The organism is Bradyrhizobium sp. WYCCWR 12699 (assembly GCF_032144035.1).
Lineage (GTDB): Bacteria > Pseudomonadota > Alphaproteobacteria > Rhizobiales > Xanthobacteraceae > Bradyrhizobium.
In genome coordinates this window covers 907,284-922,436 of sequence record NZ_JAVTJN010000032.1, presented here as the reverse complement: position 1 = coordinate 922,436, position 15,153 = coordinate 907,284, and the positions used below count along the sequence as shown (strand labels likewise).

At 65.3% G+C, this 15,153-nt stretch carries 18 protein-coding genes; 6 read left to right on the top strand and 12 right to left on the bottom strand.

All coding sequences use genetic code 11. The features are described from left to right. Positions 1 to 7: 7 nt before the first annotated feature. From RPS27_RS19185 to RPS27_RS19175, 3 genes are read left to right on the top strand one after another with little or no spacing between them, the layout of a single operon-like run. Positions 8 to 1,102 carry a branched-chain amino acid ABC transporter permease gene (locus tag RPS27_RS19185; protein WP_212065756.1) on the top strand — a complete coding sequence of 365 codons (1,095 nt, stop codon included), beginning with the start codon at positions 8 to 10 and terminating at the stop codon, positions 1,100 to 1,102. Continuing rightward, positions 1,092 to 1,823 (top strand): ABC transporter ATP-binding protein, encoded by a 732-nt coding sequence (locus tag RPS27_RS19180; RefSeq protein WP_212065757.1) that lies wholly within the window; start codon positions 1,092 to 1,094, stop codon positions 1,821 to 1,823. The genes RPS27_RS19185 and RPS27_RS19180 overlap by 11 nt, the downstream gene beginning before the upstream one ends. Then, complete coding sequence (locus RPS27_RS19175; RefSeq protein ID WP_211420011.1) at positions 1,816 to 2,517, top strand: ABC transporter ATP-binding protein; 702 nt, start codon at positions 1,816 to 1,818, stop codon at positions 2,515 to 2,517. The genes RPS27_RS19180 and RPS27_RS19175 overlap by 8 nt, the downstream gene beginning before the upstream one ends. Before the next feature lie 22 nt (positions 2,518 to 2,539). Here RPS27_RS19175 and RPS27_RS19170 read toward each other — a convergent pair whose 3' ends face one another. From RPS27_RS19170 to RPS27_RS19115, 12 genes are all read right to left on the bottom strand, one after another. Next, the gene (locus RPS27_RS19170) at positions 2,540 to 3,028 is read right to left on the bottom strand and encodes a hypothetical protein (RefSeq protein ID WP_212065758.1); all 489 of its coding nucleotides are present in this window, start codon (positions 3,026 to 3,028) and stop codon (positions 2,540 to 2,542) included. A 52-nt stretch (positions 3,029 to 3,080) separates the two neighbouring features. Then, positions 3,081 to 3,815, bottom strand: a complete 735-nt coding sequence (locus RPS27_RS19165; protein WP_212065759.1) for a hypothetical protein — start codon at positions 3,813 to 3,815, stop codon at positions 3,081 to 3,083. Between the two features lie 13 nt (positions 3,816 to 3,828). Continuing rightward, the gene (locus RPS27_RS19160; protein WP_212065760.1) at positions 3,829 to 4,929 is read right to left on the bottom strand and encodes a hypothetical protein; all 1,101 of its coding nucleotides are present in this window, start codon (positions 4,927 to 4,929) and stop codon (positions 3,829 to 3,831) included. Positions 4,930 to 4,955: 26 nt separating this feature from the next. Further along, positions 4,956 to 5,288: a hypothetical protein gene (locus RPS27_RS19155; protein ID WP_212065761.1), complete on the bottom strand. Its 333-nt coding sequence runs from the start codon at positions 5,286 to 5,288 to the stop codon at positions 4,956 to 4,958. A gap of 282 nt (positions 5,289 to 5,570) precedes the next feature. Continuing rightward, positions 5,571 to 5,915 carry a hypothetical protein gene (locus RPS27_RS19150; RefSeq protein ID WP_211420015.1) on the bottom strand — a complete coding sequence of 115 codons (345 nt, stop codon included), beginning with the start codon at positions 5,913 to 5,915 and terminating at the stop codon, positions 5,571 to 5,573. Beyond that, positions 5,906 to 6,682: a hypothetical protein gene (locus RPS27_RS19145; protein ID WP_211420016.1), complete on the bottom strand. Its 777-nt coding sequence runs from the start codon at positions 6,680 to 6,682 to the stop codon at positions 5,906 to 5,908. The genes RPS27_RS19150 and RPS27_RS19145 overlap by 10 nt, the downstream gene beginning before the upstream one ends. Positions 6,683 to 6,684: 2 nt before the next feature. Further along, the gene (locus RPS27_RS19140) at positions 6,685 to 7,020 is read right to left on the bottom strand and encodes a hypothetical protein (RefSeq protein WP_211420017.1); all 336 of its coding nucleotides are present in this window, start codon (positions 7,018 to 7,020) and stop codon (positions 6,685 to 6,687) included. Next, positions 7,020 to 7,262 (bottom strand): hypothetical protein, encoded by a 243-nt coding sequence (locus tag RPS27_RS19135; RefSeq protein ID WP_194405618.1) that lies wholly within the window; start codon positions 7,260 to 7,262, stop codon positions 7,020 to 7,022. Before RPS27_RS19135 ends, RPS27_RS19140 begins: the two co-directional genes overlap by 1 nt. Positions 7,263 to 7,472: 210 nt before the next feature. After that, on the bottom strand, positions 7,473 to 9,050 hold the full coding sequence (locus RPS27_RS19130) for a murein L,D-transpeptidase family protein (RefSeq protein ID WP_249131562.1): 1,578 nt from the start codon (positions 9,048 to 9,050) through the stop codon (positions 7,473 to 7,475). Positions 9,051 to 9,518: 468 nt separating this feature from the next. After that, a complete protein-coding gene (locus tag RPS27_RS19125; protein WP_194405619.1) occupies positions 9,519 to 10,481 on the bottom strand; it encodes an acetyl-CoA carboxylase carboxyltransferase subunit alpha in 963 nt (320 codons plus the stop codon). 182 nt (positions 10,482 to 10,663) lie between these two features. After that, the gene (gene xerD / locus RPS27_RS19120; protein WP_212065762.1) at positions 10,664 to 11,620 is read right to left on the bottom strand and encodes a site-specific tyrosine recombinase XerD; all 957 of its coding nucleotides are present in this window, start codon (positions 11,618 to 11,620) and stop codon (positions 10,664 to 10,666) included. A gap of 17 nt (positions 11,621 to 11,637) precedes the next feature. Beyond that, entirely contained in the window at positions 11,638 to 11,784 is a 147-nt protein-coding gene (locus RPS27_RS19115; protein WP_207888881.1) for a hypothetical protein, read from the bottom strand. A 187-nt stretch (positions 11,785 to 11,971) separates the two neighbouring features. On the opposite strand from RPS27_RS19115, the gene RPS27_RS19110 reads away from it, so the two are divergent. From RPS27_RS19110 to RPS27_RS19100, 3 genes are all read left to right on the top strand, one after another. Next, the gene (locus RPS27_RS19110) at positions 11,972 to 12,595 is read left to right on the top strand and encodes a shikimate kinase (RefSeq protein ID WP_194405621.1); all 624 of its coding nucleotides are present in this window, start codon (positions 11,972 to 11,974) and stop codon (positions 12,593 to 12,595) included. Continuing rightward, complete coding sequence (gene aroB, locus RPS27_RS19105; protein WP_212065763.1) at positions 12,592 to 13,740, top strand: 3-dehydroquinate synthase; 1,149 nt, start codon at positions 12,592 to 12,594, stop codon at positions 13,738 to 13,740. The genes RPS27_RS19110 and aroB overlap by 4 nt, the downstream gene beginning before the upstream one ends. A gap of 88 nt (positions 13,741 to 13,828) precedes the next feature. Continuing rightward, complete coding sequence (locus RPS27_RS19100; RefSeq protein ID WP_194405623.1) at positions 13,829 to 15,133, top strand: HlyC/CorC family transporter; 1,305 nt, start codon at positions 13,829 to 13,831, stop codon at positions 15,131 to 15,133. Positions 15,134 to 15,153 lie beyond the last annotated feature (20 nt).

Sequence of the window (15,153 nt, the reverse complement as noted above, 5' to 3'; positions counted from 1 at the left end):
AGGTGGAATGCTGAAGCCGATGAGTGTGGTAAGAGAGGCCATCGCCGACGACGAAGCGGGCGACGGGATGGCTGAACGCGTGGCGGTGGAACAGGCCGGGGACCGGGTCAGGGCCGGACGAAAAGTCCTGCCGATCGTGGAGGGCGCCGTGCTGGTCGCGGCGCTGGTCGCGCCGCTGGTGCTGCAGGACTATCTCACGGTGTTCGCGACGCGCGTGATCATCCTCGCGCTGTTCGCGCTGTCGTTCGACCTGGTCTGGGGCTATGCCGGCATCATGAGCTTCGGCCAGGCCCTGTTCTTCGGCTCGGCCGGCTACGGCGTGGCGCTGCTCGCGCGCGACCTCGACATCACCAACATCCTGCTGGTGCTGCCGGCGGGAACGCTGATCGGCCTCACCTTCGCGCTGCTGCTCGGCGGCTTCCTGCTGCTGGGCCGGCATCCCTCGAGCGTGATCTTCGTTTCGCTGGGCACGCTGACCGGCTCCTACGCCGCCGATCGGCTCGCGCGCGGCTGGTATTATCTCGGCGGCCAGAACGGCATCCCCTCGATCGCGCCGATGACGCTCGGCGGCTACGAGTTCACGGAAGGGCCGGCGTTCTATTATCTCGTGCTCGGCATTCTTGTCGCCGTCTATCTGCTCTGCCGCTTCCTGGTGCGCTCCCAATTCGGCCTCGCGCTCGCGGGGCTCCGGGAGAACGAACAGCGCATCGCCTTCTTCGGCTACAAGGCGCAGCACCTGAAGGCGATCATCTTCACCATCGGCGGCGGCGTCGCCGGGCTCGCCGGCAGCCTCTATGCCTTCCACGAAGGCTTCGTCTGGCCCAACATGGTCGGCGTCGTCGTCTCGACGCAGGTGGTGCTCTACGTGCTGTTCGGCGGCTCCGGCACGCTGATCGGCGCCGTCATCGGTGCCGTGATCGTCGAAGGCGTCAGCTTCTGGCTGTCGGACAATTATCGCGACGTCTGGCCGATCATTCTGGGCTTGTTGCTGCTGCTCGTGATCCTGTTCCGTCCCCTCGGCCTGATCAGCTTTGTCCTCGGCGAGCGCGAGCGCGTCGGCAGCTTCGGCGCCCAAGCAAAAGAGAAGCGCCATGCTCCTTGAAGCCGCCGGCATCAAGAAGATCTTCGGCAAGCTCACCGCGCTCGATGGCGCGGCGCTCAGCGTCGGCGAGAACGAATTCCACGGCCTGATCGGCCCGAACGGCTCCGGCAAGAGCACCTTGATGAAGTGCATCGCCGGCGCAGAGGTGCCGACCACAGGCAAGGTTTCCTTCGTCAACACCGACATCACCGCGTTCACGCCGACCGAGCGCGCGCGGGCCGGCATGAGCCTGAAGTTCCAGATCACATCCGTGCTGCCCTCGCTCACGCTGTACGACAACATCCTGCTCGCGTTGCAGGCGCATTGCTCGCTGTTCGATCTGGTGTTCTCGCGCACGCGCGGCGCGCTGCACGACCAGGTGATGTCCATGCTGACGCAGTTCCGCCTGGCCGATCGCGCCTTCGATGCGGCGGCGGCGCTGTCGCACGGTCAGCAGCAATGGCTGGAGATCGCGATGGCGCTCGCGGGCAAGCCGAAGCTGCTGCTGCTCGACGAGCCGACCGGCGGCATGAGCCTGGAGGAGCGCCGCGTCACCGGCGAGCTGCTCCAGCCGATCAAGCAGCATTGCTCCCTCGTCATCGTCGAGCACGACCTCGATTTCATACGCGACATCTGCGATCGCCTCACCGTGCTCGACCAGGGCAGGGTGCTGGCGTCGGGCACCGTGTCCGAGATCCAGGCCAACACATCTGTCCAGGAGATTTATCTGCGCCGTGCCTGAGCAACAATTTCTCAACATCAGCCATCTCGATGCCGGCTATGGCCGCAGCCAGGTGCTATTCGACGTCAACCTGGGCATTCCCTGGCGCGGCGGCGTCGCCGTGCTCGGGCGCAACGGCGCCGGCAAGACCACGCTGATGAAGACCATCGTCGGCGAGCTACCGGCGTGGAACGGCGAGGTCGCCTTCGACGGCCGCGACATCAGCCGCCGTGCCACCCAGGAACGCGTGCGCGCCGGCATCGGCTATGTGCCGCAGGAGCATTCGGTGTTCGCGCGCCTGTCGGTGCGCGACAATCTCGCGGTCGGCTCGCTCGCGAACAAGGACGCCTCTGCCGTCGACCGCGTACTGACGATCTTCCCAAAACTCGGCCAGCGCCTCGATCAGCCCGCCGGCACGCTGTCGGGCGGCGAGCGCAAAATGCTCGCCATCGGCCGCGCCATGTTGGGGGATCCCAAGCTGCTGCTGCTGGACGAGCCGACCGAAGGCGTCTGGATCGGCGTCATCGAGGAGATCACCGAGCGCCTGATCGAGCTGGCGAAGACGATCGCCGTCATCATCGTCGAGCAGCACCTCGATTTGGCGCTCCGGGTCGCCGAGTATGCTTATGTGCTGGACCGCGGCAGGGTCGCGTTGCAAGGCGAGGCCGGCGAGGTGAGGGGCAATCCGGAGCTGATGCGGTATCTGGCGCCGTAGCTCGAACCGCCGGGACCTGGGATCATCTGCTCGTCTTCTGAAGAGCCGCGATGCGTTTTTGCACGTGGGCCGCCAGGTCTGAAAAGGGCAGGCATGAATTCGGGTACGGAGTCATCGCGCCCGATGTCTTGTCCTCATTCTCCCCGATGAGTTCCTTGAGCTGATTGATGTCGGTGGAGTTGAGCCGATCCATGCAGGCCGAGGCTTTTATCGCGCGTGTGACGATCTCGATATCGTTCGTCAGGCGAAGGATCTGGTACTTGACGATCGACCGTTCGAATACCTCGAGAGCCTTCTTGTAGTCTCCGGCCTTGTAGAGCTCGTTGCCTTCTCTCCATATGGCGGCTCCGTCATTGTGGATCTGCTTTTGTTTCGCAGGGTCGGTCACGGGTGCGTAATTCTTCGGCTCCCAGTAATCGCCCGCCCAGGCGGCCGGCAGGATCGAAACCGCGGCGAGAAAGAGGGTGCCGACCGAAACCGAAAGGCGGATGGTGCGAGAGGACTGAATCAAGGGAGCTCCTTTTGGGGTCGCGAATAAATTCAACGGAAAGCGGCTTTCATGGTCACGTCTTCCGCGGGCTCGGAATGATCTGGATGTGCCGTGCGATGGCTTTGATCAGCTCGGGGTCCGCGACCGAGGTCGCGACCGGCGGCGCAGGCTTCCCCTCGAGCGCCTCGCCGATCGTGTATCGCGCGTCATCCCTGGCCGCGATCTTGTCGCGATGGAAGGCGACGATTTCGGCGAAGGGATATTCCAGCTCTTCGGCCGTCAAATCGGCGATCAGTGCCTCGGAGGCCTCCCAGCTCGATGCGCGCCGCAGGACGTCGAGCAGGAGCAGTCTGGTGTCGAGCGAGGTGATACGCGAGCCTTCCAGATGACGTGCGGCTTTGAGGCGGAGTGCCGCCGCCTCGGACGGCCTGTTGGCGTCGTCGCAGACCCAAGCCGCGGACAGCGTGCTCAGGAACGCCAGTCTCCGTTCGCCGTCATGGGCATGCTGCGCGGCGCGCACCAGGAAGCGGCGCGATGCCGGGTCGGACGATGGATCGCGTGAGGCGGTGCGGAATTCGGCCGTATCGAGGAAGCTGCGCGCCTTCGCATCGCCCTTGTCGATGCTCGGGGCCACGTAGCCGCAATAGGGACACTCCTGCAGCCAGCTTCCAATGGTCCAGCGGTACATTTTCGGCGGCCGCTGGTCGAGGTCGGGTGAGCCGCGCGTGTTCGAGCTCATGAGCACGGAATGCTCGGAGGACTTGCCGCAGCAATGGCATTGCAGTTTCTCGGTTCTGTAATCTGTCATCGGAGGTCGGGTCCTACGCTTCCCATCGCTTTCGAAGGTTGCGGCGATGCATCTCCGAGGCCTCGACCAGCGTCTCCAGCACGCCGCCGTGGGGCCCCGCCGTGTTGCCTGCCAGATCTGCCGTTCTGTAACGAGAGGCCGGATTTGCAGGGTCGAGGAATGCCCGCAGCACCGAGAAGCCCCGCTCAAGGGTCGGCTCGGCGGCTTGCGAGCCTTCGCGCGCATAGCCGGCGGCGAGCTCGGCGAGAATCCAGAGCAGGGCCGCAGCGTCCTTTCCATAGGTCTGCTCGCTCATTGCGAGGAGCCGCTTGAGCAGAGGTTCGGCCTCCCAGAACTCTCCACAATCCACATAGGCCGAAATCATCGCGGCGAGAGCTTTCCGGACCTCGAAGCTGTCTGCTCCAAACCGCTCCTCCATGATGCCGAGGCCCTGCGCGAAGGCGGTCACGGCCTTGCGCGCACGCTCGCTCCTGAGCCTGCGGTCCTGCAGATTGCTGGAATTTGCGTGGGTGATCGCGGCGGTCAGCAATGTCCGTGCCGCTTCCTCGCTGCGCTCGCCGAATATCTTTTGCTTCAGATGCAAGCTGCGTTGCAGGTTCGCCTCAGTGGCCTCCCATTTCTTCAGCCGCGCCCCGATCTCGGCGAGCGTGTCGACGGCGGCTGCCATCTCGACGCTGACGGCGCCGTGGATCGTCTCGAGGATCGAGATGCTTCGCTCCAGAAGAGCTGCGGCGCGCGTGTAGTCACCAAGAAGGGCCCATCTTCGCGCGATGGCCTCGCATTCCCCGGCGGTCTGCCGGCTGTTCTCACCAAAGAGCGCGGACTTGATCGCCAGCCGCTTCAACTGAAAGGGCTCGACGAGCTTGAAGTCGACGCCGCCTGCCTTGCTGATCCAGGAGTTGAGGTCGCCCAGGATGGATTGCGGCCCGTGCAGGCTTTCCTGGATCGAGATGCAACGGTCGAGAAAGGGTATGGCTTCGACGGGATCCTCACTCCGGCAGATCAGTCCGATCAGCGTTCGCAGGGCCGTGACGACCTCGTCGCTGATTGGGCCGTGGCGCTTTTCCAGCCCGGCGATATGTCGAAGGTGGTTCTCTGCATAGCAAGATGCCATGGACCGTTTCGCTTACCCCCAGCCGCTCAGAGCCGCATCCTGGCCAGTTTCTCGTCGTGAGCCCGGCGCGGTCGCGAGCCGAATGTCTTCTTGCACATTGGCCCGAAGGTTTCGGCAGACGCCAGCGCGCTGGCCCCGACATCTGCGGGTCGTGCCTCGAATCTCTTGACCCGACCGGTCTGCCCAACGACGGCGGTCACGTCGCAGAAGAAATCCTCGTGCCGCCCGGCCTCGTCGGGTCCTTCGAAGGAGGCGGTCGTCTTCAACCGCCAGCGATAGGCCCGGTCCTGATCCCTGCGGCCGGACGCGACGATCTGGTCAGGGTGGCCGTATTTCTGCATCAGCGCGACGATGCTCATTCCCTTGAAATCGTCGCGCGGTCTGCCCTCGGCGGCCTGGACCGGAATTGCGACAGTCGCGAGCAGGAAAAGAAGTATCGCGTGAGGAGGGAAAGTGGGTTGCAGCATGCCTTTGGCTCGATGGGACGGAGCAGAAAGAATTCTGATTACGTCCTCGCAACGCGGCTTGCACGTGCAATCTTCAGCCGAGCATGCGGGCATTGGCTGGCACGTGTGGACTTTCGGGAGCCGAGCTTGCGAAGCGCCGTTTCGAGTGCTCTGTGAAGGACCCTGCTCCAGTTGCTAGCCACCACGCGCCGAACTATCACCACCCTCCGTGATCGAAGCCGGCTCCGTCAGCGTGACGCGCCGCCGCAAGCCGAATCCCGCGCATAACAGTGTCACCGGCAGCAGGACGGCCGCCCAGAGATAGAGCTGATTGATCTCTTTCTCCATCCGCTGAATCTGGACGTTGGTCTGGTAAATCGTGTCCTTGGTGGCAAAGAGCTGCAGCTGATTGATCTCTGCCTTTCGGCTCGACACGATCGTGCCGAACGTCGCCAGCTCGACCAGGAAGATCACGACGAAGACCCAGCCCCATTTGTGCCTGGGCCCGACTTCGATCGTTTCATGCGACGCTAACTGCATAGCTTGTCCCGACAGACGCAAGTGTGGCCACCGTTCGCCGATTGTAGCCTCACACCGCTGATCGATGGAATGAGGAATGTCTGCGGAGCCCGCACGACGAACGATTTGGACGGGCAGACCAATTGAGGTTGCCCCGTGGACGGCGGCGCGCCGCTCGCGGATGCGTCGATGAATTGCACCGATATGTTGTAGGCGCCGGTGCAGGAGGAACTGACCTTGTAGCTTGGTGCTCCTGTTTGATCGAACTGTCCGGTCGGCAGGACGGTGATGCAGCGGCAGGTCGCGGCGTCGGGCGGGGTATCGGACAGTGTGCAGGGGCCGCCGCGCCCGAGATAGGCCTCCACCCAACCACGGCACTGGCGCAGCAGCTTTTGGACCGGCGGATTATGAGCCTGTGCGCTCACCGCCGCATCGAAGGGAGATTCGCCGAGCTGCTTATGTGACTCGAAGGTCCCTCGCGCGCCGCGATCGGCGAGGATCCAATCGACATTGATCTTCGCTTCGGCTTCGAGTTGCGCGCTGCAGGACCCGCTGGCCGCAGAGCAGCGGTTGGTCGCCGTGTTGCAGGCGCAATCGCGGACGGCGGCCTGACGGCAGTCGAGCGCCGCATCGAGGCCACGCTTCTGGACGCACAGTCCCGCTGCGCGCGTGATGTCGTCCCCGCAGCTTTGGGCCCGTACCGCCTGGCTCCCCAGCATGCAGAAGGCGAGCAGCACGAAGACAAGCCTGATCCGGGCGGAGACGTTGCAACGGACGATGAATCGCATGCCTATCGACCTGAAATGCCGCTCTCGCGAGAGCGTTGAACCGTCCCGCTGCCTTTCGCATAGGGAGCGCAGCGGGCTGCCTCGCCGTAGCCGGGAATCCAGCGGTATTCGCCGGGACCGCATTTGAGGCCCTGCGCCTGATCAGGAGGCTGTTCCGAGCCGGCCGTGTCGGGCTGACATGGCGCGGCTTCAGCGGCAGCGCGGCAGGAGACCGCCTTGTCCAGATCCCCTGCCATGCACGCGATGACCCGCTTCATGACTTGATCGCCGCAGGAAGCCGCGCTCGCCGGGGCATTGCCAATGAGGATGGCAATGACGGCGAGAAGCGCGGCTCTCATCACCAGCAGCCCGCCGCCACCCCGGCCTTGTAATAGGCGTCCATGCAGTCCTTGAAGGCGCCGGCCTGGCCGGAGCTTCCGCCGCCGATGTTCTGCCAGCTGGTCTTGCACTGGTTGTAGGCCTGCCGGATTTGCTGACATGCCGGAGACGCCTGGGCCACCTGGATGTTCGAGCGCGGGTAGCTCGCCGTCTGCTCCGCGGCAAACGCCTGCGTGGACAGCAGCAGAAGAATGGTCAGCATTCCGGCCTTCATGAATCCCCCCGGGGTTGTTGAGTCTGTGGCTCAGCCGGTGGGAATCCTAGGATGCCCGCCATTCCTCCATCATGACCCAAACGGGTCAGGCCGCGCGAATTCGCGCGCAGCAATCGGCTAGCGTGGAAGAATGGCTTCCCGCACATGTGCGGCTTATCGCGGAGGGCGGGCGAGGGCCGCAGGGGCGGCGGCGGCCGCTTACTTCATCGCCGAAAATCGGCTGTCGAACGAGTTCGACGACACCACCGGTGCGGCGCCGGAGAGTTGGCCGCCGCTGCTCGGCGGAGGCGGCGCGCTGTCGAACGCCGACGACTTTTGCGCCGGACGCGTCTGGGCGAGGCGCGTGTCGGGCCTTGCCGGCTCCGCCGGCTTGGCCGTCGCAACGGCCGGCTTCGGCGCGTCCTTCGCAGTGTCCTTGGACTTGTCGTGTCCCGGCACGAAGCGAGTCACGGCAGCCTTGAGCCGCGAAGCTGCGGTCGTGGGTGTCGTGGTCGTGGCGGCGGGCGCCACCGATGCGGTTGCCTGCGGCGGCGGCGTGGTGGCCGTGGTGTCGGATGAGCCCATGCCCATCTTGCGGCCGAGATTCGAGAAGAAGCCGGATTTCTCTTGAGCCTTTTCGGCAGGCTGAGCCGTGGCGACGCGGGTGCCGGTCGCGGGCGCGCTGACGGCGACCACCGGCTCTTCCTGCGGCGCGGGCGCGGACGCGACCGCATCGAGATTCGGCTTGGGCGGATTGACGTGTCCGGGAATCGTGCCCGGCGCCTTGGCCATCGCCAGCATCTGCAGCGTGGTGCCTTCGGCGCCTTCGGACAGGCCCGTGGAGCCTTCCGGAATCTTCGCGGCGAAGATCTTGTTCATGCCGCCGTCGATGCCGGTGTTCATGCGCGCCACCGGCGTGCCCTTGGCGACGAGCCTTGCGTATTCGGCCTCGTCTTTGGCTTGCTTGCCGCGCACGGCGGCAACGACGTCCTCGGGGATCACATAGGCCGGGCACTTTGCGGAGGCGTCGAACACGGGATCGCGCTTCGCATCGGGCGCGCGGGTCGCGTCGAAGACGTACTTCTTCTCGCAGAAGTCGACCTTCGGCTCCTGCCGCGTCACCTCGAAATGATCATAGCCTTCCTTGATCATCTTCCAGAACGGCATGTTCGGATTGTTCCGGTGCTTGGCCATGTTCACCGGCGTCATCTTGAACGGATAGGCCTGCAGTTGGAACGCCTTCTGGCCGCCGAAGAAGGATTCGCGGCCGAGCGAATAGATCTCCGCGATCTGCTCGTCCGTCATCGCGTAACAGCCGCGCGAAGAACAGTCGCCATGCACCATCAGCTGCGAGCCGGTGCGGCCCAGCGCCTTGTCGAACGCGTTCGGATAGCCGGTGTTGAACGAGAGATAATACGCCGACTGCGGATTCATCTGGCTCGGATTGATCGAGTAGAATCCCTCCGGCGCCTGACGGTCGCCTTCGCGCACCTTCGGGCCGAGATCACCCGACCAGCGGCAGATCGGATAGGTCTTGAGCAGCGCGAACTGGCCGCTCCGGGTCTGCTTCCAGACCTCGAGCTCGGCCTCCTGCTTGAACAGGCGCACCAGGATCGGCGATTGCAAATCCATGTCCTTCTCGACCATCGCGGCGAGAAGCTTCGGCGGCACCGGCTGGTTGGCCTTGGCGTTGGTCGCGAGCGAGACCTGGTCGGTGTCGCAGCCGGCCAGCAGCACGCTGGCCGTCATCAGCGCAACCGAAGCCAAGAGCGCGCGAGCAAGCGAACGAGAAATCAAGATGGACCCCACACCGTGCCGGGCAGAAAGCGCGAACCCCAATTCGTTTGGCGCGTGATCCGACCGGACAACCGGACCCGTCATGACGGGCTTTTTCAGCTCACGCCCCAGCGCTTATGCCCTGAAGCCATTGATTAAAATTCTAACCTCTGGGTCATGTGGTCGCAACCCGAGCGGGGATCACGAGCCCGTTGGCCCGTCGGCATGGTCAACGAAGACTGAATGGACGCGACTTGAGACGGAACTTGGGCCTTTCGGCCCCATCAGGACTCAGATCGCCGATTTGGGCAAAAAAAGGGTTAACGCGGGGTTACCGGGCTGTTCCGGGGGCGGTCTCTCGTGCCCCGGACGCGGCGCAGCGCGTTAGCGGTGCGCTGCTGAGCCGGGGCCCAGCCCGCGCAATGGGTCCGGCTCTGCGGAGCGTCACTTCGTGCCGCACCGCGTCCGGGACACGGAAATCGGCCCGAATCAGCCCAGTTTCCGGCCGATATCGAGGAATTTCTGCCGACGCTGCTTGCGGATGGCGTCGCCGTCGAGGCCGCGGAGCTCGTCGAAGGCCTTGGCGATGGCCTCACCCGTGGTGGCGATCATGGCGGCGGGGTCGCGATGGGCGCCGCCGACCGGCTCCTTCAGGATGCTGTCGATCACCCCGAAGCGGAGCATGTCCTGGGCGGTGATCTTCATGTTGTTGGCGGCTTCCTGCGCCTTGGTGCCGTCGCGCCAGAGGATCGAGGACGCCGCTTCCGGCGAGATCACGCTGTAGATCGCGTGCTCCAGCATCAAGACCTTGTTGGCGGTGGTGATGGCGATGGCGCCGCCCGACATGCCCTCGCCGGTGATGATGGCGACGTTCGGCACGGTCAGCGCGAGGCACGCGTCCGTCGAACGCGCGATGGCTTCGGCCTGGCCGCGTTCCTCGGCGCCGATGCCGGGATAGGCGCCCGCGGAATCGGCGAGCGACAGCACCGGCAGGCCGAACCGCTCGGCCATCTCCATCAGCCGCACGCATTTGCGATAGCCCTCGGGCCGCGCCATGCCGAAATTGTGCCGGATGCGGCTCTCGGTGGAATCGCCCTTTTCCTGGCCCATCACGCAGATCGGCTCGCCGCGGAAGCGGCCGAAGCCGGCGACCAGCGCCTCGTCCTCGCCGAACTTGCGGTCGCCGGCGAGCGGGGTGAATTCGGTGATCAGGCCCTTGATGAAGTCGTTGAAATGCGGCCGCTGCGGATGCCGCGCCACCAGCGTCTTCTGCCACGGCGTCAGGTTCTGATAGAGGTCGGCCAGCGCCTGCGCCGCCTTGTCCTCGATCCGCCCGATCTCGTCGGAGATGTCCGTGCCGGAGGCAGCCAGCGTCCTGAGCTCGTCGAGCTTGGAGTCGAGCTCGGCGACGGGCTTTTCAAAGTCGAGATAGCTGCGCATCTGGTCTTGCATCAACTCAATATAGGGGGACGGGGCTCGAGAGCGAAGCGAGGTCGGGGCCGCGATAAGAAGTAGAGCGTTTTCAACGGTTTGGCCTGTGCGCTCCTGGCAGGGGCCAAATCATGCGTGAGGCCCCGGCTCTTTCTGCGGAGATGTGGCCGAAGTCAAGGCGGTTTCCTTCACCTCTCCCGCACCTACTTCTCCGCCAGCGGGTGCAGGTCGCGCACCAGGCTTTTCAGCCGCTCCTCGACCACATGGGTGTAGATCTGGGTCGTGGAAATATCGGTGTGGCCGAGCAGGGTCTGCACGATGCGCAGATCGGCACCATTGTGCAGGAGGTGGCTGGCGAAGGCGTGGCGCAGCACATGCGGGGAGACCAGCCGGGCCTGCAGCCCCGCTGCGACCGCGAGCTCCTTGAGGTCGCGGGCGAAATGCTGCCGCGTCAGATGTCCGCTCTCGCCGAACGAAGGGAAGAGCCATTTCGAGGCGGCCACGCTGTTCTTCTTGTCGGCGTTGGCAGCTTCGGTCGCGGCGAGATAATCCGCCATCGCCTGCCGCGAGGCCTCGTTGAGCGGCACCAGCCGTTCCTTGTTACCCTTGCCGCGCACCACGATCATGCGGGCATCGCGCTTGGCCGCCGAGCGCGGCAGCGCCATCAGCTCGGAGACGCGCAGGCCCGTGGCGTAGAGCACCTCGAGCAGGCAATAGAGCCTGAGCGCGCGCAGCCGTTTCGACGGCGAGGCATCTTCCGCCTCGCTCAATTCCTTGGCGCGGCGAAGCATGCGGTCGACATCTGATATCGACAGCACTTTCGGCAGGCCGCGGCCGCGCTTGGGTCCGGACAGGATCGCGGCGGGATCCTCGGCTCGGATGCGCTCGTTCAGCAGGAAGCGATAGAGATGCCGCATCGCCGACAGCCGCCGCGCCACGCTGGTGGATTTGAAGCCGCGGCTGTCGAGATCGGCGAGATAGTCGCGCAGCGTTTGCGTCTCGGCATCCACAAAGCTGTGACCGGCGCGGCCGAGAAATTCCGAGAAATCGGTGAGGTCTCGGCGATAGGCGTCTAGCGTGTTGGGCCCGGCGCCCTGTTCCGCCGCGAGCATGTCGAGGAACAGGCCGGTGAGCTTGGCGTCTGAGGGCTGGGTGCGCATGCCCGGGAGCCTAGCTCCTATTTCTTGAGGAACTTATCCGGCGGAATCGTTACCGTCATTTCCCGCGACTTGGGACTGACGAAATTGGCAAGTGCGAAGACCATGCCATAGACGATGCCGGCGATCACGGCGACGACCGTCAGGAAGCGGAACAGGCTGGGCATCGTTGCAGGGTCTCGGTCGAGGGACTTTCGGTCAAGCCCTTGGCGGGCAAATTAACCAATGAAATCATCCAACATGTTCGCCGTTTCGGTGCAAGAGTCCTCTGGCGAGGCCCCCTCCGGGGTCGTATAGGTGGCCAAAGCGTGCCGCCTTTGGCGGCAGATCGAGCGAGATCCACCGAGCGAGACAATGTCCGACGCCGCGTTGCCGATACCAGCTTCGCCCGAGGCCGACATCCTGTCGGCGCTGGGCGCGCGCTCGATCGTGCTCGTCGGTATGATGGGGGTGGGCAAATCCACCATCGGCCGTCGCATGGCGCTCAGGCTCAAGCTGCCCTTCGTCGATGCCGATACCGAGATCGAGACGTCGGCCCAGATGACCATCCCGGAGATCTTCGAGCGCCACGGCGAGCCGTATTTCCGTGACGGCGAGGCGCGCGTGATCGCGCGGCTGCTCGACAGCGGGCCGGTGGTGCTGGCGACCGGCGGCGGTGCCTTCATGCGCGAGGAGACGCGCGCGCGCATCGCGGCAAAAGCGGTGTCGATCTGGCTCAGGGCGGACCATGACGTCATCATGCGCCGCGTGCGCCGCCGCGCCGACCGCCCGCTTCTGCAGACCACCGATCCGGAAGGCACCGTCTTGCGTCTTCTCACCGAGCGTGAGCCGGTCTATGGCCATGCCGACCTCACCATCGCCTCGCGCGACGTGCCGCACGACAGGATCGTCGAGGAATGCATCGCGGCGCTGCATGCGCATCTTTGCGGCGAACAGGCCGCCCCACCACCTGCCGACGTCGCGAGTGCCGCACGATGACCGCCCCCTTGAAACATTCCGATCCCGTCAAAGTCGAGGTCGCGCTGGCGGATCGCGCCTATGACATCGTCATCGGCCGCGGCGTGCTGGCCTCGCTCGGCGAGCGCGTGGCGCGTCTGCGGCCGGGCGTGCGCACCGCCATCGTGACCGATCGCACCGTGGCAAAGCACTGGCTCGAGCCCGCCGAGGCTTCGCTCGCGGCCGCCGGCATTCCGACCTCGCGCATCGTCGTCGAGGAAGGCGAGATCTCCAAGACCTATGCCGGCCTGGAGAAGGTCAGCGAGGCCCTGATCGCCGCGAAGATCGAACGCAACGATCTCGTCATCGCGCTCGGCGGCGGCGTGGTCGGCGATCTCGCCGGCTTTGCCGCGGCGATCCTGCGCCGCGGCGTCGACTTCGTGCAGGTGCCGACCTCGCTGCTGGCGCAGGTCGATTCCTCCGTCGGCGGCAAGACCGGCATCAACTCGCCGCAGGGCAAGAATTTGCTCGGGGCCTTCCACCAGCCGGTGCTTGTGATCGCCGATACCGCCGTGCTCGACACGCTGTCGCCGCGCCAGTTCCGCGCCGGCTATGCCGAGGTCGCCAAATATGGCGTGCTCGGAGATGAGGCCTTCTTCTCCTGGCTGGAAAAGAACCATTCCGACATCGTCAAGGGCGGCTCGGCGCGCGAGCACGCGATCGCGACCTCCTGCCGGGCCAAGGCCGGCGTCGTCTCCCGCGACGAGCGCGAGACCGGCGAGCGCGCGCTGCTCAATCTCGGCCACACTTTCGGTCACGCGCTGGAGGCGGCGACCGGCTTCTCCGACCGCCTGTTCCACGGCGAGGGAGTCGCGATCGGCATGACGCTGGCGGCGCAGTTTTCGGCGAAGCTCGGCATGATCGGCGAGCAGGACGCGGCGCGCGTCGAACGGCACCTCATCGAGGTCGGCCTGCCGACCCGCTTGCAGGATATCGCCGGCTTCGCGCAGGAAGGACTTGCCGATGCCGACGCGCTGATGGCGCTGATGGCGCAGGACAAGAAGGTCACGCGCGGCAAGCTCACCTTCATCCTGCTCGAAGCGGTCGGGCGCGCGGTGATCGCCAGGGATGTCGACCCGGCCCCGGTGCGCGACTTCCTCAAGGAGAAGCTCGCGCAGAAGGTCTGATGCGCGGCTGATTATCGCCAAGCGTCTTCGCGCGAATTGGATACCGGTTCGCGTTGAGTAAACGCGTCAAGAGAAACTAGAGTGGTGCATGGATTGGCTCGGATTCACCATCGTCGTCCTCTGCCTCCTGGTCTCCGCGTTCTTCGCGGCCAGCGAGACCGCGCTGACCGGCGCCTCGCGCGCCAGCATGCTCCGCCTCTCCAAGCAGGGTAATCGCGACGCCGATGTCGTCTCCGATCTGCTCGACATGCGCGAACGCCTGATCGGGGCGCTGCTGCTCGGCAACAACATCGCCAATATCGGCTCCTCGGCGATCGCCACCGCCATCTTCACGGCATGGTTCGGCGATGTCGGCGTGCTCTATGCAACCGGCGTGATGACCGCGCTGGTCGTGATCTTCGCCGAGGTGCTGCCCAAGACCATCGCGATCAACGCGCCCGATCGGGTCGCACTCGCGGTCGCCCGCCCGATGCGGCTCACCATGTACGTGCTGGGGCCGCTGCTGCGCATCGTCGAGGTCATCGTGCGCCTGTTGCTGCGCCTGTTCGGCCTCGCCGGCGAGCACCAGGCGATCCTGTCGCCGACCGAGCGCCTGCGCGGTGCGGTCGACCTCCTGCATCACGAGGGCAAGTTCGAGAAGCAGGACCGCGACATGCTCGGCGGCCTGCTCGACCTGCGCGAGCTCCAGGTCTCCGACGTCATGATCCATCGCACCGAGATGATGATGATCAACGCCGATTTGCCGCCGGAGGAGCTGGTGCGCGAGGTGCTGGCGACCGAGTACACCCGCATTCCGCTGTGGCGCGAGAAGCCGGAGAACATCATCGGCGTGCTCCACGCCAAGGATCTCCTGCGCGCGATCCGCGCCGCAGATGGCGACACCTCGCGCATCGACGTCTCGACCATCGCGCTGCCGCCCTGGTTCGTGCCGGAGATGCGGCCCGTGTCCGAGCAGCTCAAGGCCTTCCGCAGGCGCAAGACCCATTTCGCGCTCGTCGTCGACGAGTATGGCGAAGTCGAAGGTCTCGTGACGCTGGAAGACATTCTGGAGGAGATCGTCGGCGACATCTCCGACGAGCACGACGTCGTGGTCGCCGGCGTGCGCGCCCAGCCGGACGGCTCGGTCGTGGTCGACGGCTCGGTGCCGATCCGCGACCTCAACCGCGCCATGGACTGGCATCTGCCCGATGAAGAGGCAACGACGGTCGCCGGCCTCGTCATTCACGAGGCGCGCTCGATCCCCGACCGCGGCCAGAGTTTCACCTTCCACGGCTTCCGCTTCCGCGTTCTGCGCCGCGAGCGCAACCGCATCACCGCGCTCCGTATTTCACCGGTGCCGCGCGAGGCGGAGCTGGAAGAGGCCAAGCCGAGACGCGCCGGGACGTCGTTTTGATTCTCTTACCCTCCAGGGAG